At 40.6% G+C, this 19284-nt stretch carries 15 protein-coding genes; all 15 read right to left on the bottom strand.

The genetic code is table 11. From position 1 onward, the window contains the following. Positions 1–247: 247 nt before the first annotated feature. The gene (locus OLM56_RS02780) at positions 248–706 is read right to left on the bottom strand and encodes a hypothetical protein (RefSeq protein ID WP_264528231.1); all 459 of its coding nucleotides are present in this window, start codon (positions 704–706) and stop codon (positions 248–250) included. A gap of 96 nt (positions 707–802) precedes the next feature. Further along, the gene (locus tag OLM56_RS02775) at positions 803–1051 is read right to left on the bottom strand and encodes a hypothetical protein (RefSeq protein WP_264528245.1); all 249 of its coding nucleotides are present in this window, start codon (positions 1049–1051) and stop codon (positions 803–805) included. Positions 1052–1252: 201 nt separating this feature from the next. After that, complete coding sequence (locus tag OLM56_RS02770; RefSeq protein ID WP_264528244.1) at positions 1253–2374, bottom strand: hypothetical protein; 1122 nt, start codon at positions 2372–2374, stop codon at positions 1253–1255. A gap of 77 nt (positions 2375–2451) precedes the next feature. Then, on the bottom strand, positions 2452–3027 hold the full coding sequence (locus OLM56_RS02765) for a hypothetical protein (protein WP_264528243.1): 576 nt from the start codon (positions 3025–3027) through the stop codon (positions 2452–2454). Between the two features lie 30 nt (positions 3028–3057). Then, positions 3058–3507 carry a hypothetical protein gene (locus tag OLM56_RS02760; protein ID WP_264528242.1) on the bottom strand — a complete coding sequence of 150 codons (450 nt, stop codon included), beginning with the start codon at positions 3505–3507 and terminating at the stop codon, positions 3058–3060. Next, entirely contained in the window at positions 3494–4510 is a 1017-nt protein-coding gene (locus OLM56_RS02755) for an RHS repeat-associated core domain-containing protein (RefSeq protein WP_264528241.1), read from the bottom strand. The genes OLM56_RS02760 and OLM56_RS02755 overlap by 14 nt, the downstream gene beginning before the upstream one ends. A gap of 633 nt (positions 4511–5143) precedes the next feature. Beyond that, positions 5144–8767, bottom strand: coding sequence for an RHS repeat-associated core domain-containing protein (locus tag OLM56_RS02750; protein ID WP_264528240.1), 3624 nt, complete (start codon positions 8765–8767; stop codon positions 5144–5146). Between the two features lie 6 nt (positions 8768–8773). Next, the gene (locus tag OLM56_RS02745; RefSeq protein WP_264528239.1) at positions 8774–12205 is read right to left on the bottom strand and encodes a hypothetical protein; all 3432 of its coding nucleotides are present in this window, start codon (positions 12203–12205) and stop codon (positions 8774–8776) included. 7 nt (positions 12206–12212) lie between these two features. Beyond that, positions 12213–13844 (bottom strand): T9SS type A sorting domain-containing protein, encoded by a 1632-nt coding sequence (locus tag OLM56_RS02740; protein ID WP_264528238.1) that lies wholly within the window; start codon positions 13842–13844, stop codon positions 12213–12215. Between the two features lie 709 nt (positions 13845–14553). Further along, the gene (locus OLM56_RS02735) at positions 14554–15027 is read right to left on the bottom strand and encodes a hypothetical protein (RefSeq protein WP_264528237.1); all 474 of its coding nucleotides are present in this window, start codon (positions 15025–15027) and stop codon (positions 14554–14556) included. A gap of 294 nt (positions 15028–15321) precedes the next feature. After that, entirely contained in the window at positions 15322–15798 is a 477-nt protein-coding gene (locus OLM56_RS02730) for a hypothetical protein (RefSeq protein ID WP_264528236.1), read from the bottom strand. A gap of 740 nt (positions 15799–16538) precedes the next feature. Then, positions 16539–17093, bottom strand: a complete 555-nt coding sequence (locus OLM56_RS02725; RefSeq protein WP_264528235.1) for a hypothetical protein — start codon at positions 17091–17093, stop codon at positions 16539–16541. Beyond that, entirely contained in the window at positions 17090–17905 is an 816-nt protein-coding gene (locus OLM56_RS02720) for a hypothetical protein (RefSeq protein WP_264528234.1), read from the bottom strand. Before OLM56_RS02720 ends, OLM56_RS02725 begins: the two co-directional genes overlap by 4 nt. Beyond that, entirely contained in the window at positions 17856–18362 is a 507-nt protein-coding gene (locus OLM56_RS02715; RefSeq protein WP_264528233.1) for a hypothetical protein, read from the bottom strand. Before OLM56_RS02715 ends, OLM56_RS02720 begins: the two co-directional genes overlap by 50 nt. 285 nt (positions 18363–18647) lie before the next feature. Beyond that, on the bottom strand, positions 18648–19133 hold the full coding sequence (locus OLM56_RS02710; protein ID WP_264528232.1) for a hypothetical protein: 486 nt from the start codon (positions 19131–19133) through the stop codon (positions 18648–18650). Positions 19134–19284 lie beyond the last annotated feature (151 nt).

Below are 19284 nucleotides of genomic sequence, written 5' to 3'. Positions count from 1 at the left end.
ACGACCCAACTGGTCGTCTCTTTTTTACTTGTAAACTTTAAATTCACATTCTTTATCAGTCAGTTAGGTGGCTATTTTGTAAAAACACCTAATCTGATACATTACCAAATTTGTGAAATACAAAAATATATTAATAGTCTATCTAAACTCTTTTGGGATGTTTTTAAACTGTTCTTCTTTGTATCACTTTTCGGGTTTTTCCTTTGGTTCAACTGCTTTTTGGTATAACTCTCTCAAGTTTGTAAAACTACTCAACTATAATTTTTTTCTTGAAATAAATAATTGATGTAGTTTTTCTGTCTTCGCTACATCCGCTAACAACAATTTTTTTACCTTTTTTGATATCTATTAGAAATTTGTCACTATTGTTATTTCTAATTACTTCTAACATGATTTCCTTTTTTAAATCAAGATATATTTCTTTTCGGGTTTCAGATTTATTACTGTTGTATATGACAATTATTCCTTTATTTTTCCCTGTCGAATAATATTGAATATATATGTCTGTAACTCCTAAAGAATTTGATGTTAAATTAGTAATATTTATAATTTCTTGATCATTAATAAGAACTTTTAGAGTGTCATTTTCAAAGCAATCATGTATCCCGATATATAAGTCTGAATCATGGGTTGCCATTCTTCTTTCTATAGATTTGCATCCTAAGATAAAAAAGAAAAATAATGGCAAAAATAAAAATGTTCTCATCTTATCAGTATTTAATAAGTTTCTATACATTAAAGCTACTGCTATTGGGGAATGAGTTATGTCTTGTAAAAACACCTAATCTGATACATTACCAAGTTATATTTGATAACATTCATAAAATATATCATTTTGATCAAAATGATATTTTGATAATTCAGTGACTAATTGTATCAATTTTAAGTATTGGTTATAAGTTACCTGATATACTTTATAAATATTCAGATCATCATTTGCATCAATGTTTAATATATCTATTAAGTCTTCAACAGATAAATTTATTTCAAACGAGTCAATTTGATTATCCCCATCTTTTTGATAAATCACTATTTCTCTACTAACATTCATAAACTTTAATTTTTAAGGGATTGGTATTAAATTTCTGAGAGGAAACAATCTGGATCCTTCTGAAACAAGAGACGACAATTGGTCGTCTCTTTTTTAATAAAAATTTTTTAAAGTAATATTGTTTTCAGGCAGTTGTGGCGTTGTTTTATAAAAACACTAATCTGATACATTACCAAAATTAAACGTAAATAAGTGAAATAATTATTCATCATCATCACCATTTGTTATATAATCTTCAATTTCACTTTCAATGATTCGCACTTCAGAATCCTCATAAACTAATGTTGTTGTTTCAGTCCTTTTAATTTCTGGAATCACGGTCAGTTCTAATTCTCCCTCGTCTTTAAAATCTTTTGAAAGTAATTTCCATTTTATAATAAGTTTCGTTTCACGGTCATAGTATGGCTTGAGATTAATAGTATCAAAATTCATAACATCATCGCTAACCAATACATTATTTGCAGGTATTATAGTTCCTGTATTTTTTTCTGTATCAAGATAGGTATCATACTCTACATTCACATTAGGTAATAAAAAATGACCATATATTGCTCTACTCATTTCATGATATTCTCCTTCAAAATTTAGTCGAAGTTTATATCCTTCAATCGGGTCAATGCCTGTATTTGTAATTTTCAAATTGAAACGGGCATAACTATGGTTAACACCTCCAAAAAGTGATGTTTTTGGAATGTTAAATCCCGCAAATAAACGACTATGAGCTAATATAGAATCTGTTATATTAGCGGTTTTTAGTTTCTTTCTAAAGATTTCAATCTTTTGTCGAAATGGTACTGTTATATTCAAATTTGTCGAGCCATCGCCAAAAGTTACACTAACGCTTTGATTGGTTTTGTATTTTTTATTTTTAACGTACCAATCATGTGTATGCTGGTTTTCATCAATAAGATTTACAATACTTTCCCAACAAAACAAATGAATTTCAAATAACCCAGAGTTTAAATTTTCGAGATTCTTTTTTCTAATAAAACTTTGAAGCTTCGCATCGTTTAAGGCAGTTGTTGCTAAGTAGAATTTTTTAAGAGGCGGTTCAAAGCTCTTGGCTTTCTCAATTTCGGCAAGTATTTCCTTTTCAGTAAATTGTGGATGATTATCGTTATATTCGCTTTTACCTTTGCATTGAATGCCAAAGTATTCCGATTCACCTTTTGGAATTCCAAAAATATCAACGCCAGACTGGTCTTGACCTAATCTCCCATTCATTTGAATTTCGGGATACTCCCAAATTTCTCCACATAACTTTTTACATAATTCTTCAAAGGTTTGCCAATTTGCGGGTCTACGTAATGTTCTTGCTTCCATAACTACAAATTTAGTTCTTATCTAAATAAAAAAACCTCCTTGAGTAAGGAGGTTTTCATTAAAATTATTTTTAAAATTTAATTGCTTTTGCAACCTATCCTATCAGATTCTGTTAGGATTTGAACTAGTTCCTTATAATTAGCAAAACTAATTTTTTCACGTTTTGATGCGTCAATGCCATTGCCTTTGTAAATATTCAATTTGGTTGGCTGGCTTGCTTTCTCTGTATGATTGTATTCTATGGAATTCCACATACTCCCATAAGAAGAAAGACTGCTCCAAAAATACCCTGTAAATAGTGGTTCTTTATCTTGACAAATGACGAACTTTATACCATGTTTCATAGAAGATTTAAGGTCTACGATTTTATTAATAGCTTCTGCTGTTAATTCTATTTTTCCTGAGATAGTGTCTAAACACAAGATTTCTTTATCTGTAATTAAAGGTTTTTCATTTAATAAATCTTGTGTTACATTGAATTTTGGAGCATAAAGGAATTCTTTTTGTATTGAGTCATATGGAATTTCAATGTTTAAATCACTTGATTTGAGAGTAAAAATTTCAATTGTAGGTTTTTCAACTATTTCCCGACATGAAAAGCTAAATAGTAAGGCAATAAAAAATAAGAGATTGGCTACTTTGTTTAAACTCATAGTGTAAAGAGGCTTTTTCAAAGCTATAAGTTATTTTATGCTCTCCAGATAAGTAGCTTTTATTGTGCCATTTTCCTTTAATTTTTCCATATTAGTTTTTTCTGAAAATAAAAGAAATGTATCCATATCATCAATTGCATTGATAACAACCTTATGTTCTTTCTCGTCAACATAAAAACTAAAATCTGAATTATTTTTTTCTCTTGAAAAAGCTCTGTTTATTAACGGTTTTGAGATATATTTTTGCTTCCCGACCAGAATGGAGATGCTATCAATATTATCGATACTAAAAAACTTCTCTCTTTGATTGTCATTAGGTATAAAATAATTTATACCTCCGTATTTTGTCGTATAAAATATTCCAGAAAAGGTATTGATACTATTTCCGTCCTTATATACTGCAATATCAATATTTTCCTTTTTTTGACAAGCATTTAATATTAGGATGAATGCTATTACTAGTAAATTATTTATTTTCATTTTTTTTATAGTATTTAACGTCTTTCATTGTGAAATTTGTTCCTTGGTCTTTATTGAATTGATTTATAACTTCTTGTAAAGTTGAAACAGTTGGTTTCGCCTGTCTTCCATTTTTTGTGGCTACATTTACAGTACCATCTTTACTTGTTCCATAATATGATACAGTATGTTGACCACCGATGGAAGCAATACCTTTATTAAAACTTACGTTTTCAAAGCTTTCTACTTCAGTAAAACCTGGAGTAGAGTCAAAAGCTATTGGATTAGGAAATTGACTATATTTCGATGCATTTTCAGGCGTAATTTCTTCCCCGTTTGCCGCCATTTGGGCACAATCATCACAGACATAATTATCATTTACAACATCTTGTTTCGCTTTTCCAGTATTAATTTCTTCTACACTACCTCCATTTGACCTTTCAATTGCCCTAGTGACGTTGTTGTTTAATTTTACTGTTTTACCTTCAGTAAATTGATGATTTTCGGGAACATTTTTGCCAGTTGAACTTAATTTAAAACTGTTAGATACATTTTTTGTAGTCGTTCCCAAATATTTTGCTAAAGTAGCAACATTATCTCCTTTTTCGGCTATTAAATTTCCATTCCTATCGGGCTTCCATTTAGCTTGCATTCCGTCAGGGTCAACAAAAACTAATGGGTTGTTATAACAATACGTATATGGGGACCATCTTCTTGAAGTCTCTGCCAACGGGTCAACATTCATCCACCTCCCAATCGCAGGGTCATAATTACGTGCCCCGTAGTCGTACCAGTTCATTCCCATCTCGTCCTGGAACTCCTTGCCGTTGTACTTATAGCCATACGGCAGCACCAGTACCAGGGGCACTGGAGTATTCGGGTCCATGATCTTCAGGCTTCCCTGGTCTGCCCTGTGCACGAGCAGGTCGGAGTTGTAGTTGGTATGCTTGAGCCCGAACGGATAGTAGTGGTTTTCTTCCAGTATCTTAAGAACGTTGGGGTTCTGCGGGTCCTTTGCATCCAAAAGACGGATGTTGCTCAGATAATTCGTTCGATAAATATATAATTTCTTTTTAACTCTAGAATTAAATCAGATACTAGATTTATAAAGGCCAAGTTTGTTTGATTTAAAGTGTCTAATTAAAAAAACAACCCGAAGGTTGTTTTAATTTAGTTATGATATTACTATAAATCTCTGAGTATCTGTAATTGTTAGATGGAATTATTAGCCACCAACACATCTGATACATTACCTAATCTGAAATACTACCAAATTTTCTCTTTATTTCTTTATAAAACATTAATATAAATAACACCAGCCCAACAATCATATTGATGACACCATTCAATAAATCCGTTGTTGAAGCAAGAAAAGTATATAATGTATATTCAAATATAAAAATTAAAATTACTATAAGTAAAAAATAACTTGCGCTTTTTTGTTGAAATGAATATCGCAAGGGAAATAAAAATAGAATGCAATATATTGTAGGCATGGATAAAAATATGATGAAGTAGTATATGAAATCTTGAAAATTTTTCATTTCAAACAATTTCAACAAAGCGTAATTTTTGTTCTTAAACATTAAAAGTGAATAGAAGAGAAAATATTTCACAAGGATATAAATTAAAATATTTTTGTATGTAGCTTTCATAATTAATTTCTTTTAAAAAGTTTTGCAGGATAATATGAAACATCTCTTGCCAATGCAGGGTTGGAAATTGACCCTTTTTCAAGCGGTGCAGTGTGAGTTTTCCTAAATGATGGTTGATTATATTGCATTATGGATTGCCCATTGACACTCAAATTTGCAGATGGAAATACATTAGTTGCGGCAGATACAGTAAGATTTCCATTTGAACCACTATAATTAATATTTAATTGCTGAGCAACATCTACAATTTTAAACCCGAGTGTGTTTAATCCGATTTCTTCTATTTTTGATACGCTCGCATGCTGTTCAAAATTCAAATTATAAGTGCCTACCGTTCCATCTCCATTGAAAGATATGTTAGCAGAGGCAGAATTATTACTGCCACCTTTTCCTGGATAATAATCCCTTGGACTACCTACAGGAGTATCTCCAAGTTGGACAGATTTGGTTGCTGATATTCCAGTTAACTCACCATTACTATTTTCTTGTGCTGATAATGATACGGTGGATGTCAATTTATCACCCGCTGCCATGCTTCCTCCTGGACCATCCCAAAGTTCCCCATCAATATAGCTATTAAATGTAAAGGTCAAGTCTTTTCCTAAATAAGTTTCTCCCGCCTTCGTAGTAGCTTGCGAATTTGCATTATTATCCCAATAAATTTCGCCGTCTTCTTTCTGCACGAAATCTTCTAACATTCCTGATGGGTCAGTGACACTAATTGGATTGTTAAAACAATAACGATATGGTGTCATATCGGGATGAACATCTGCTAGCGGGTCAATATTCATCCACCTTCCGATAGCCGGGTCGTAATTCCTCGCCCCGTAGTCGTACAGGTCAAGCCCCAGCTCGTCTTGGAACTCTTTTCCGTTGTACTTATAGTCATACGGTAGTACCAGTACCAGGGGCACTGGAGTATTCGGGTCCATGATCTTCAGGCTTCCCTGGTCTGCCCTGTGCACGAGCAGGTCGGAGTTGTAGTTCGTATGCTTGAGCCCGAACGGATAGTAGTGGTTCTCTTCCAGTATCTTAAGAACGTTGGGGTTTTCCGGATCCTTCGCATACGAGAGGCGGATATTGCCCAGATGGTCGTTATAGTTATAGACGTAGCTGTAGGCATATCCCGACTTTCCTTCCGATGCCCTCACATACCCTTCTGCGGTCGGGAAAAAGCTGAGCCTTGCATTCATGTACTGGTATCCGTCCAGATAGTCCACGTCCCTGCCTTCGCCCGTTGTCGAGGTAGTGACCGTCTTCCTCATCTTTTTGCCGGCGGCATCGTAAAGATACTCGATTTTTTCAGATTCGGAACCGAACACGACCTTCACGGGCAGGTTGAGGTGGTTGTATCGTATGGAGGTAATCCCCTTGTTGAGGTCCTGTACCATGTTCCCGTTGTCGTCATAGTAGAACGACGGGGTGCTTGCGCTTCCCTGCTTGAACCCTTGCGGGTTGTTGGCCAGGTCTTCCACCTGAAGGAGGCGGTTCCTGTTGGTCCCGTCGTAGGTATAGTAGAGGTCGTCGATCTGTACATAGGCCCCGGAGTCGGAATCGAGCCCCCCGTTGCGCTGCAGCGCGGTGATATTCCCGTTCCTGTCGTACTCGATGGCCTCGTTGTAGGACCCTGTCATCAGTCCTTCCTTGACATAGGTGGCGGCGGTGAGCCTGTTTACGGCATCATAGCCGTAGGCGTACCTGCGCAGCTTGTCGTCGCTGGCGGTCCTCCACAGGGTCTCGGCTATGTTCCCGTTAAAGAGCGGCTGGGCGCTTATGGGCGCCTGGTAATTGATGCCGAAGGCAAACAGGTCTCCGGGATCGCCCGCCTTTGCCAGCGACCCGGTGTCGTTGATTCCTTTGAGCCACCCGCGCACGGTATAGGCATAGTCGGCTTTCTGCAGGGCCGCGGTGCCGGTAGTGTCGCTTCCTCCCACGCTCTTGCGCACGAGCTGCCCGCGCTCGTCATACTCGTTCCTGGCCAGCAGCTCTGCCGCGCTTGCATTGATCTTGTGCGTCTGGCTGAGCAGGCGGTCCTGGTCGGTATAGGCGAAGTCCTCGCGCACGGCCAGTTCCGTATCGGAGGCGGTGCGCTTGTGGTAGGTCACGGTATAGAGCGCCTTTCCGGAAAAGTCGAGCCTGGAGTCGGCCTGGGTATGGCCCCCCATATAGTTTGCCGTCCTTGTGCGTATCGGCCTTGCCTTCTTGTCGTAGAGCGTATAGGAGGCTTCCCCGGCATAGGCGGTGCTGGATTCCAGCACGCGCGTCCAGGAACCCGTCGGCAGGCCTGCAGGCTTTGCAGACAGGTTGTAGTATGCGGGCTGCCCTTCCACGTCCGGGAAGGAGCCCGGGGCGTTGGGGAAGGCATAGTCGTCGTAATAATTCACGGAGAGCACGTGGTATCCGGACACGGGCCATGCCGTGCTGGTATAGCGGAAGGCCACGCCGTTGACCGTATTGTCGGAAGAAGCCTTGGCCTCGTTCAGGTTTGCGGTCTGCGCATCGCGCGCGGCCTGCAGCGTTGCCCTTTCGGCGCTGGTCACCGTGGCCGGCATCCATCCGGTATAGGCGGTGCGGTCGAAGGCATCGTACTTGGTCACCAGCCATCCCGTGGCGCCGGCAGCCAGGTCGCTAAAGGGCGCATAGGCAGGCCCGGTAGCGACTGGGCGGTCCAGGCTGTCATATATGATAAACTCCCACTGCTTGCCCGGGAGCTTTTTCTCCACCAGGCGGTTTCTCCTGTCGTAGCGGTACTGGTAGCACTGCCCGTCGAGCTGCTGCGTCGGGGCGGTGACCAGGGGGGTCAGCACGAAGGACAGGTTGGCGAACTGGTCGTATACGTAATAGGTATCCATGGACTGGATGACGGTATTGCCCCTCACCACGGCAGAGACATAGGTCCTTTTCATCACGACCCTTCCTTCCTTGTCCTTATACTCCTCTGCGGTATTCAGGGTGCCGGAGGTCCAGTTCTCGTTCTTGGTCACGGTCTTGTAGAGCTGTCCTGCAGGATAGCTGGAGCCAGGCTGCTGCACCAGCGTCGCAGTATAGAGCCCCTGGGAGGCCTGCCATGCGGCAATGGCCTTGTAGTATTTCACGTTGTCGGCGGCGCTGTTGGCCAGGTATTCGGTCTTCACCTCGTGTCCGGAGCCCAGGGCCCAGGCATTGCCGGGCGCCGCCTGCTGGAGCACGCGGTTCAGGGGCGAGGCCTCGAAGAGCTTCTGGCTGAAGGGGCTTGCGGTGGTCTCGAATCCCGGCACGGCAGGCGCAGGCGCGCTGGCATAGTAGGACAGGGCGGCTGCCTCTGCATTCGGGTCATAGTCCAGCGAGGCGGATGCGGTCGGGTAGGGCAGGTACTCCTTGGCCTGCCTTCCGAGCGCATCGTATACGACAGGGGTCACCAGGTCCTTTCCGGAGCCGGACTGCCGGTGGGCGCGCTGCTGCACGGGCCTTCCCAGCCCGTCGAAATAGGTGATGCTCTGGGCGGCCTGCGCCGCGGTCGGCGAGGCTATGGATGCGGAGGTCTCGGTCTTGTAGGTCGTGGTCCTGACATAGTTCTGGTCCTGGCTCTGCGCGACGGCCAGGGCCGGCAGCAGCAGTGCGATATATGGATATAGTGTCTTTTTCATGGCGTCTTAGTTTTGTGTCCTGTAATGGTACTCGTTCTCGGAGAGCAGCTTTCCGTTGCGGTCGTAGGCGGCCTTGAGCCTGCCGAAGCCGTCGTACTCGTAGTAGGTCCTGTCGCCCTTCGGGTCGATTACGGCCGATACCCCCACAAGCGGCCTGTAGGCATAGCCGGTCATCTGTCCTCCTGAAGCGGTTGCGGCAATACGCAGGTCTTCCAGCGCAGAAAGCAGGGAAGCCTCGGCGGTATTGTTAAAGGGCGCGGCATCGGAGGCATTCTGCACGGCCGTAACCAGCCCTGCAGGCAGGGAGGCATAGGCCATGTTGTCGATCTTTGCCACGGGCTGGGTCCTGCTGTAGCCCCATACGTAGGAGACCTTCATGCCGTTTTCCTGCTGCACTTCCAGCGGATGGCCGTACTGGTCGTAGCTGTTATAGCGGACCTTGGCCTCCAGCGCGTTGGCTCCCTTGGAGGCCTGCACGGCCTGCGGCAGCCAGGCGGCGTTTCCGGCAAAGGCGTTCGAGTAGACGATCCTGCTTGTGGAGAGCAGCTCTGAGTTGCGGTAGCTGTCGACCCTCTCGATCTCCGAGATGCGGTTCTGGGAGTAGGGCGAGTTGCCGGCGTGGTAGTAGAAGTCGGTCTTGAGCACCTCCCCTGTGCCCAGGGTGGTGGTCTGGGAGGCGATCTTCTTGTTCAGCGCGTTGTAGGCATAGCTTTCGGATGTGCCCACTTCCGTCTGCACGGAGCCGCTATAGAAGAAGCTCTTGGTCGTCTTGTTGATCAGTTTTGCCCAGCCAAAACCTTCCTCTATATTCCTGAAAAATATAAACTGAGGAACTCTGCCAAAATCACAAAAACAGTTGTTGTTTATAGAGCATGACGCCAAGTAATTTTTATACTGATAGTAATAGTCATAGTGTATAAAGCCTTGTGTAAACTCCGAAAGGAGGTAAAACGGACGAAATCCGGTTATTTCTTTATAATCTACGAATTCATAGTCATATAGAGTTTCGTTCAGCTTCCTGCTGTTCGCATCAAAGATTCGTTCTTTTTTCAAGAGTCCTCGTTTATAATCAATGTTCAGGGTAGGGATAAAAGGAGGAGCAGTAACATATTGGTCAATAGCTTCCGGATAATCGAGCGGCGATGTATATTCATATTCGCTGTATCCGTTTCCGGTCTCAAAAACCTTTACATTGCTGTAGCCTACATCAGCACCTTGTGTCCTAACAGATTGAAGATTATTGGTTGTAGTATAAGTATCATAAAAAAAAGTCGTCTGGTCATCAAGATCTATGCGGGATATTACGCTTACTTGACGCCAAGTACACTCCCTTTTCGATTTTCGATATTCAAATTTAGGAACAGGAAATGCTAATGCTCCACTGCTTTTTAAAGGTTGTCCAAAGCTGTTATAGCTGTAATTAAGTTCCTTTTTAGGAGGATAAGCAAGCACCATATCTGGATATTGCTCATAGAAATTCTCGGGAATATTGCTCGTGTCAAAATAGTCAATTCTCTTGATTCGAATACCACCCCCGTACAAGAACTGTTTCGGGTCGGAAATTCTGTTATGATATACGGCCTTTACGTTGTCGGAATCACTCTGCCCTATCAGCCAATACCAATAGCCAATGCTATATTGGGCTCCCGCTTCAAGAACATACTCTATACAACACCCAGGAATGGTATCTGGGCAATATAAAGCACCTACTTGAGCTACGCCATTTTTGTAAATTGTAAACCCTTTATATTCTGCATCAGTTGCAGTTGTAGAAGGATAAAAAGTGACTTTTTGGTCTTGTGTGGCAGAGAAAAGCAAATTTTGTGGAGTTCTTTGTTGCGTAGTAAAATAATAAGAAATCTCATTATCGCTCCAGTTGTCAGGATTGTCGTCAAAATTAGTAATCGCGGTGTTTCCGATGCTAGAGTAGCGGTTAGACTCAAAATCAAACATAACGCATCCTCCAGTAGGTAGTGTCATTTTGCAAAGGACATCTGTAGTACAGAAGACAGGATTTGTTTTTCGATCGATTCCTTTTAGGGAACAGTTTGGGCGCAGGTTGAAATAACCCCAATAGTCTTTTCCAATGCTGTTATCACCTTGATTGTTTGTTTTGTAGAAAAGTTCGCGAGTTTCTTTTTTAGTATCGTTAAAATTTTCCATATGTACCTTTTTTAAGATCATCCTCACTTTGGTAACATAAGAATAGCCCTGTTCTAGCGTAAATTTCTTGATCGGGTTGTTTTTCCAGTCTTTGATAACGATTCCTTTAAAGACATATGCTAAATCCGGATGATCTAGGTTGGTGTCCTGTCTTCCTTTCTCATAGTTAAAATCTATTTTTGCTATGCCATTAACACTAATGTTCAATAATTTTTTGACATCGGTATTGCGCTGACTCCATGTAATCACTTCTTTTGGTAGAGGGCTGAAATTATACATGTTCGGCCGCATTTGAGCATAATAGCTGATGCTATAAGCAGTATTTCCTAAATAATCTTGGATATTGAGTGTTTGTGATCCATCTAGTGCGATTTCTTTTATGGGCGTAGGGTTATAGTTAAACTCGGCTAGTATGTTGTTTTGGTTGTCTAGTATTTTTGATAAATGGAAGGCGCTGTTGTAGTTCATGAGTGCGGTAGGGTTATGGGTTATAATCTCATCATCCCAAGATATGATCGTAGAGATGGAATTTGAGGCTGTCTTTTCGACAATATCAAAGATAAACTGATAGCCCTTTTCATCGTAAATGATAAAGTCCGTATGTGCATAAGTTCCCGGGGTATAATGGTTTACGATTTTGAGCCGGTTGTCGTCGAGTCCTTTAACTTCCAATTGCCCGGTAACGGTATTTTTCTGGATATAGAACCTGCCCGAATGTCCCATGAAGTTAAATTGCCATAAATCATGTTCGGTGTCTAAAATACCTTTCACTTGGGCATCCCATAAATATTCATTAGCGATTTCTTGATCGGCAACACTTGAATTCTCATCATTTAATATTTGTAGGACTTGATAATAATTGTTGACATGGTTTTGGGTAGAGTTCTGATAGAGGCCTATTTTTGCACTATTTCCCAGAACTTCAATTTCGTCAGGCATTCCGCGAACGGTTCTAGAAATAGTGCCGCCGGCAAAGAGGCTCCATCCGAGCCCTACATCGCTGGCTATGGCATCGGCTCCGATACCGGAAGAATTGTATTTCAGCGAGATGTCCAGGCTGATATCCTTGGATTGGGTAGGCGTGCTGAGTAAAGGAATGCTGATATCTGGCACTCCTGTATAGTTACTCACGGGCACCTCCTCGAACTTCATCAATGCCGCTACAGTGGGCGACGGAGGGAGTATGGTCGGGAGCTCGCTTTTTATCTCAGGGTTTTGGGCATGGGCTATGGCGGCCATGCCCAGCATTGCTGCTAGCGCATATATTTTTTTCATGTCTTGTCTAATTTTTGTTGATGGCTTTTACGATCTTCACGGAGTCTTCCTGCACGTTGGTGCGTATCTCCACGATATAGATGCCCTCGGGCATGCCTCCCAAATCGACGGGCACGGTGCGGTCATGGATCTCGAAGTGCTGCAGCTGCCTTCCCGAAAGGTCGTACACGGTAGCGGTGCCTTTTTCAAATTCATAGCCCACGATCACGTTGGAGTAGTGCAGGGTAGGGTTCGGGTAGGCTTCTATAGGATTCTTCTTCTCTTCCTTCTTTCTCTTGTCCTTGAGCTTCACGACCCAGAAGTCATTGCGTCCCTGCCCGGTATAGCGGTCGCGCGATACGGCTCCCATCGAGGTGCCTGCCAGCAGGTAGTCCCCGTCGCGGGTCTCCACGGCCTTGCGCAGGATATCCTCCCCGCCGCTTCCCACGGTCTGGGTCCACTGCTCCTCTCCCTGAGGGTCGGTCTTGATGGCGATATAGTCGTTGATGCCTTCCTTGTCCTTTTTCTTGGTGCTGTAGGTCTCGCTCTGGGCATGACCCCCGAGCAGTAGCGACCCGTCCCGGCTTTCCTCGAGCGAGGTCAACAGGTCGGCCTTGCCGATATCGTAGGTCTTCTGCCACAATACCTCCCCAGAAGGGTCGATCTTCAGGAGCCAGAAGTCGGTTCCCTTGCCGTTGGAGGCGTTCTTGTTTCCGGTCGTCCCCGAGGCAGAGCTTCCTGCCAATAAGAAGTTTCCGTCCACGGACTGCAGTGCGGCCTGGAGCTGGTCGTCGCCTTCGCCGCCATACACCTTCTGCCATTCCAGTTCCCCTTTAGTATCCAGCTTCACCACCCAGTAGTCGGACTGGCCATAGCATTTCTCGCTCTTGTTCCCCGATTCGGGCGAGTTGGAAGACCCTGCCAGCAGGTAGCCCCCGCCGCGCACGGGCACGATGCTGCGCAATTGGTCGGCATACTGCCCCCCGAAGGCCTTCTGCCATTCGATCTTTCCTTCCGAATCCAGTTTCACCACCCAGTAGTCCAGGTTCCCGAATCCGGCAACGGACTTCCCGTAGGCATCCGGCTGTCCGGCAGCAAGCTTTTCGCTGCGGGGCGAGCTGGAGCTTCCCCCGATGATATAGCCCCCGTCTGGAGTAGGCGCGATGCTCTGCAGCAGTTCCTGTCCGGAACCGCCTATGGTGCGCTGCCACTGCTCGGCGCCTTTTGCGTTCAGCTTGATGATCCAGAAATCTTCCTTCCCGTAGCCGTCCTCTTTCTTCTGCAGCCCCTTGGCAGACTCGGAAGTCCCTGCGAGTATGAATCCCCCATCGGGAGTAAGCCTCACGGCCTGCAGCAGGTCGGCCCCGCTACCGCCGAAGCTTTTCTGCCAGTCGAGCTCCCCCTTCTCGTCCATCTTCCAGAGCCAGTAGTCCAGGTCGCCTGCGGCTTCCTCGGTCTTGTTTCCGGTCTTTTTGGATAAGGAGCTTCCGGCGAGTATAAAGCCGTAGTCGGGGGTTGGCTGTGCATCGAATAGGTATTCGGAGTGCTTTCCGCCGTAGGACTTTTCCCAGAGGATGTCTTGGGCCTGTAGGGCGCCTGCAGAGAGCAGGGCGCATGCGGCGGCCATAAGGCGCGCCTTGGAGGGTTGGATTATAAGCATTTGCGAATCTTTAAGTTAAGGCTTGTTAAATTTTGTTAAAAATATAAAAAATAATTGTTTTTATAAAGTAAGTAACACAATAGCAGCAATTTTTTCTTTAAGCACGCTGCTGCAATAAGAATTACAGAAAATCTGTAAAAAGTGTTAAAGTTTCTGAGAGCAAATATAATATAAATAAGATTATAATAAGATATAAATACTAATATTTTCTTTTATTATTCATAATAATAAGAAAAAAAGCAACTATCTGCTGTTGCCTTCCATTAATTTGAAATCCGTTTTTTTTTTACATTTCCATTGCAGAATTACCTCCTAACTTTTATCACTTATTTTGATACACTATATAGCTATGTCAAAAGCACTTTTAGGCTTTCTAAAGCCTTAAAAACAGAAGAGACGACCCACATTGATCATCTCTTTTTTCTTTGCAAACTTTAAATCGCATTTTTTATCACGTAGTTGCCACCATCTTGACCTAATATTTTTACCAGACCTATTATCGATATATCAATCAGGTGGTGTTACCTCTGTCCTGTCTGGGTCAATAAAAAACACAGGATTGTCCAATGCATAGGCATATGGATAAAATCCTAGATTTCTCTGTCAATGGGTCAATATTCATCTACCTTCCGATAGCAGGGTCATAATTTCTCGCTCCATAGTTGTACCAGTTCATCCCATCTCATTCTGAAACTCTTTCCTGTTATGCTTATGAAGATTGATCCATAATTTTTATTAGATACCAACAACCATCAATTAATTTAAATTCATATTCAATATGAATACCATTATCATAGCCAAGTCTTTTGTATATTAATTTGTTCTTTTTAATTGTTTTTTCAATAGTAAATTTATCATATTCATTTTTCATAGCTAAATGATCTTTTGTAAAGTCAATGTATTTAAAATCGGTTTGATTTTTTATAACCTTGACCGAAAAATTATCAGCGATCAAGTCTTCATGAAAATAAATGTTTAGAGGAAATTTAATACACATTTTTTGATAAGTGCTATCTTCTGCAAATCTTTTAAAAAAACTATCAAAATTAGTTAGACAACCATTTTCGGACATTTTCTTTATTTCATTGATTTTGTTTTTTTGAAGTTTTTCACTATTTTTTTTAGCCTCACTACAGCTAAGCATTAAAAATGGTACTATTAATAATAAAAGCGTTTTTTTCATGATTTTATAGGTAAATTGTTTGGAAATTCTGGTGCCAGATTAGGGACTAGGCATTAGTGTCAATTACAACATAACTTTAAGATGTTGGATTTTATGTTTATATCTTATTTTCATGACCTATTTTGATACACTAAGATACACTAAAATCATTTTTAAGCTTTTTAAGACTCTAAAAACGTAGAGACGACCAAATGGTCGCCTCTGTTTATTTAAAAAAATAAAGCATGTTGTTCTTTAAGTAGTTATCTTGATAATTTATAAAAACAACTATCTGTTACATTACCAATTATATTATTACCTTAGGCTAAAGTATAGTGATGTCAATGGTATTAGTTCATTAACTTGCTCACAATGTGAGAAAAAACTATCCGAGAAATTTTCCGTACTTATATTAACTTTATTAAAAGAATAAGCCCTATCATTACAATTTGAGTTAGATATTTTAGATAAAATTTGAGGATTTTTTAAAATTAACTCAATGTTTTTTTTATCTAACTTTGAAAGTCTTTGTCTTTTAACTTTATTACACTCTTTTCCTTTATAATACATTTTTACTGCTCTATATTTTTCTTTTTCTTTCCATAAAATAATAATCTTACCAGTATCATCAAATAAAGAAAGTACGTTAGTTTCTGCAATACCTATTTTTTTAAGGTTAGTCATCTCTTTTTCAATCAATGAATATGCTGTTATGCTATCAGTCTCATATCTATTTTGAGAAAAAACATTCAAAGAAACTATTAACAATAAATATAATATGGAATTTTTCATAATCTAGTTATTTTAAATATAATGGAACTTGCCAAGAAATGGAGCCTGGAATTGCTACGCCATTTCCAGCTGGATTACCTCCGTGAGCACTACCATCTCTATAAAAACGAGAACTTCCCGTTGTCACTCTATGATATAAATTAGTTAGCTGTACTGCATTCAAAAATTGATTTCCTCCTGTATTATAATTCGTAAGACCGTGACCAAGCAGTTCGTGAGCAAGTAATTCCCCTGCAACAGAGGTTTTTCCGGATCCTGCGCATAGCTCAGTCGGATGTTCCCCAGATGGTCGGTATAATTATATACATAGCTGTAGGCAAAGCCCACCTTGAGCGCCGTGGCCTGCACATAGCCTTCCGCAGTCGGGAAGAACTTCAGTGCCGTCCCCTGATAGTGGAATCCGCCCAGGTAATCCATCGACATGATGCCGACGCCTCCGACGCCTCCGGCCGTGCTTCCAGAAGCATAGGGGGCATCCTTGCACACCTTCCTGCCGTCTGTGGCATAAAGATACTTAATTTTCCCTCCTGCTAAATTAGATAGATTATCATTTCATGACCTAATTTGATACACTAAAGTTAGCATTAAATCATTTTTAAGCTTTTTAAGACTTTAAAAATAGAAGAGACGACCCAATTGGTCGTCTCTTTTTTACTTGTGAACTTTAAATCTACATTATTTATCAGGTAGTTAGGTGGTTGTTTTGTAAAAACACCTAATCTGATACATTACCAATTGATTTATTTAAAAGAGTTTCTATACATTATTTCAAAAATGCATTTAAGCGTATTCAGATTCGGATTTCCCTCAGTCTTTTTAAAACTTAAATTCCCATAAGTAAAATATTTTGATACAATTTCACCATCTCTTTTAATTAACATTAAATAAAAAGTATTATCTGAGACATATTCATCACATTGTTCATAGTAATACTTTTTTTCAATAGTACGAATGCTACTTGAAAGCAGTTCAATATCAGAATTTTTTAAGAGAATTTGCTTATCAGTCAAACTATTGTAATAAATCAATTTATCGTTGATAGTTTTAATTTCAGTAAATTTTCCACGTTTCATATTAGGCGGAAATTGACAAAGCAAAACCTCTGTTTTATTCTTTTCAAATTCTTTGAGTTTGTTTTTAAACACTTTAGTTGTGTCTAAATTGATATATAAACTATCAAATGCCTTCAGATTTTCTGTTTCGGAAATATCACATTTATGATTTTTTTCTGTTGATTTCTGACTTTTACAGGAAATCATAAAAAACAATGCCGATATTAAAATTATTTTTTTCATCTTTTTGTTACGGGTAAATTATAGGTTCTGCTCAAATATCCTTGTGCATTATATGGACTATTTTCTAACAGTTTATATGTTGTAGTCTGATATTCAACTTTAGAAAAAGAGCCTCCTGTATATACTGCTTTCCTTGAAAAATATTGCGATGATAAACTCATGTTTTGTGTACCGCTTGCAATTAATTCTGCTCTTACCATATTTTCGACATGAGATGCAAACCTTTCTCTTTTTTCTAATGCGTTGTTATAAAGAGTTACATCAAATGGGTTAGCTGTCTGTCTGTCTAATGATTTCAACTCACTTTCCAACCCATTCATTTTAGCCCAAGCGTGACCTCCTTCATGTCCTATTTGCGCCTGAATATTTGATTCATTACTACTGATTCCATCTAAATAATCAGAAGAGCCGTTACCTATACCAATCTTAATGTTAGTGCCTCCTGATTCCGTTTTCTTCGTATCCCCACCTGTAGTTTTTTGAGCATAAATAGTATGGGTTGCAGAATCGGCATCTAAATCATTATATATAGCAGAGGCAGTTTCAGAATTTTTCAATGTTTCTCTATACTCTTTTTTCAATTCTCTTCTTGCTTGTCTATATTCTTTCCTTGATGAAAACTGTTTACTTAACTCTTCATCTTTTTGCATATCGCTCCAAGTCGCCCATCTTACTCTCATACCATCTGGGTCAATAAAAAACACAGGGTTGTTTACAGCATATACATAAGGAGAATTACTATCATACTTCTCCGCGAGCGGGTCAATATTCATCCACCCTACCGATAGCAGGGTCATAATTCCTTGCGCCATAATCGTACCAGTTCAGCCCCATCTCATCCTGGAACTCCTTTCCGTTGTACTTATAATTATATACAAACTGTGGCACGGGATCGATAGCCGCAGCGGCAGCCATAAGCATAAGCCCCGGTCCCGGGTCCTTCTCCTTAAAGGCGAGCTGGTCCGAGTTATAATTCGCATGCTTGAGCCCAAACGGATAGTAGTGGCTTTCCTCAAGAATTTTAAGAACGTTCGGATTTTCCGGATCCTGCGCATAGCTCAGGCGGATGTTGCCCAGATGGTCGGTATAGTTGTACACGTAGCTGTACGCAAAGCCCACCTTGAGCGCCGTGGCCTGAACATAGCCTTCCGCGGTCGGAAAGAACTTCAGCGCCGTCCCCTGGTACTGGAACCCGCCCAGATAGTCCATCGACATGATGCCGACGCCTCCCGCCACGCTTCCCGAGGCATAGGGGGCATCCTTGCGCACCTTCCTTCCATCTGCGGCATAAAGATACTCAATTTTCCCCCCTGCTAAATTAGATGGATTATCATTTCATGACCTAATTTGATACACTAAATTAGCATTAAATCATTTTTAAGCTTTTTAAGACTCTAAAAAATAAAAGAGACGACCCAATTGGTCGTCTCTTTTTACTTGTAAACTTTAAATTCACATTCTTTGTCAGGCAGTTAGGCGGCTATTTTGTAAAAACACCTAATCTGATACATTACCGGACATTACCGACGGTTACATTCAGCAATTTCGTTTATTTTAATAGATAGAATATACTTTACAGAACTCATTTACGTCCAACGAGTTAATTTTAAATTGTACAAACATAAAAATACCTCCTTCTTTTCCGTAAATATTGGCTACAAATAGAACATTATTAGAATCTTCATATAGAACATCAATTTTTACTTCAACTAATTTATTGCCATAAATTAATTTATTAAAAAAAGTATTTTTCTTTAGACGGTCTTGATATTTACTTGGGATAATAACTGTTGTGCTGTTTAAACTATTTTGTTTAAAATTATCAAAATTAATATTACAATTAAAGCCGCCAAATGGGTCTTTCGAAGTATCCATTACAGTATACTCACTGGTCAAAAAGAATTTTACTTTTGGAATTTCTTGTATGAGACTATCTAATACAATTTCTATTCCCTTTTTATAATAGAGATTTTCTTGTTGTCCAAAACTTTTTATACATATAGCCAGAATTAATATCAAAAAAATACAGTGTTTTTTCATCTTATTCATAATTAATTTCCACGTTTTTGTTGTAAGAAGACAGCAGTACTTGTTTGTCTTTTTTATAAATAGAATTAATTTTTATTGATATCAGTCCAATATGTTTTTAAAAGTTATAATCTCTAACCCTGGTGCTTTACCAAATTTGTGA

Origin of the sequence: Flavobacterium sp. N2550 (assembly GCF_025947265.1) — a bacterium.
GTDB lineage: Bacteria > Bacteroidota > Bacteroidia > Flavobacteriales > Flavobacteriaceae > Flavobacterium > Flavobacterium endophyticum.
This window is presented reverse-complemented; position numbering and strand designations above follow the sequence as displayed.

Coding starts and splice junctions, on each gene's coding strand:
- OLM56_RS02780 (WP_264528231.1), bottom strand. CDS start 706: ATGAGAACATTTTTATTTTTGCCATTATTTTTCTTTTTTATCTTAGGA.
- OLM56_RS02775 (WP_264528245.1), bottom strand. CDS start 1,051: ATGAATGTTAGTAGAGAAATAGTGATTTATCAAAAAGATGGGGATAAT.
- OLM56_RS02770 (WP_264528244.1), bottom strand. CDS start 2,374: ATGGAAGCAAGAACATTACGTAGACCCGCAAATTGGCAAACCTTTGAA.
- OLM56_RS02765 (WP_264528243.1), bottom strand. CDS start 3,027: ATGAGTTTAAACAAAGTAGCCAATCTCTTATTTTTTATTGCCTTACTA.
- OLM56_RS02760 (WP_264528242.1), bottom strand. CDS start 3,507: ATGAAAATAAATAATTTACTAGTAATAGCATTCATCCTAATATTAAAT.
- OLM56_RS02750 (WP_264528240.1), bottom strand. CDS start 8,767: ATGAAAAAGACACTATATCCATATATCGCACTGCTGCTGCCGGCCCTG.
- OLM56_RS02745 (WP_264528239.1), bottom strand. CDS start 12,205: ATGAAAAAAATATATGCGCTAGCAGCAATGCTGGGCATGGCCGCCATA.
- OLM56_RS02740 (WP_264528238.1), bottom strand. CDS start 13,844: ATGCTTATAATCCAACCCTCCAAGGCGCGCCTTATGGCCGCCGCATGC.
- OLM56_RS02735 (WP_264528237.1), bottom strand. CDS start 15,027: ATGAAAAAAACGCTTTTATTATTAATAGTACCATTTTTAATGCTTAGC.
- OLM56_RS02730 (WP_264528236.1), bottom strand. CDS start 15,798: ATGAAAAATTCCATATTATATTTATTGTTAATAGTTTCTTTGAATGTT.
- OLM56_RS02725 (WP_264528235.1), bottom strand. CDS start 17,093: ATGAAAAAAATAATTTTAATATCGGCATTGTTTTTTATGATTTCCTGT.
- OLM56_RS02720 (WP_264528234.1), bottom strand. CDS start 17,905: ATGGCGCAAGGAATTATGACCCTGCTATCGGTAGGGTGGATGAATATT.
- OLM56_RS02710 (WP_264528232.1), bottom strand. CDS start 19,133: ATGAAAAAACACTGTATTTTTTTGATATTAATTCTGGCTATATGTATA.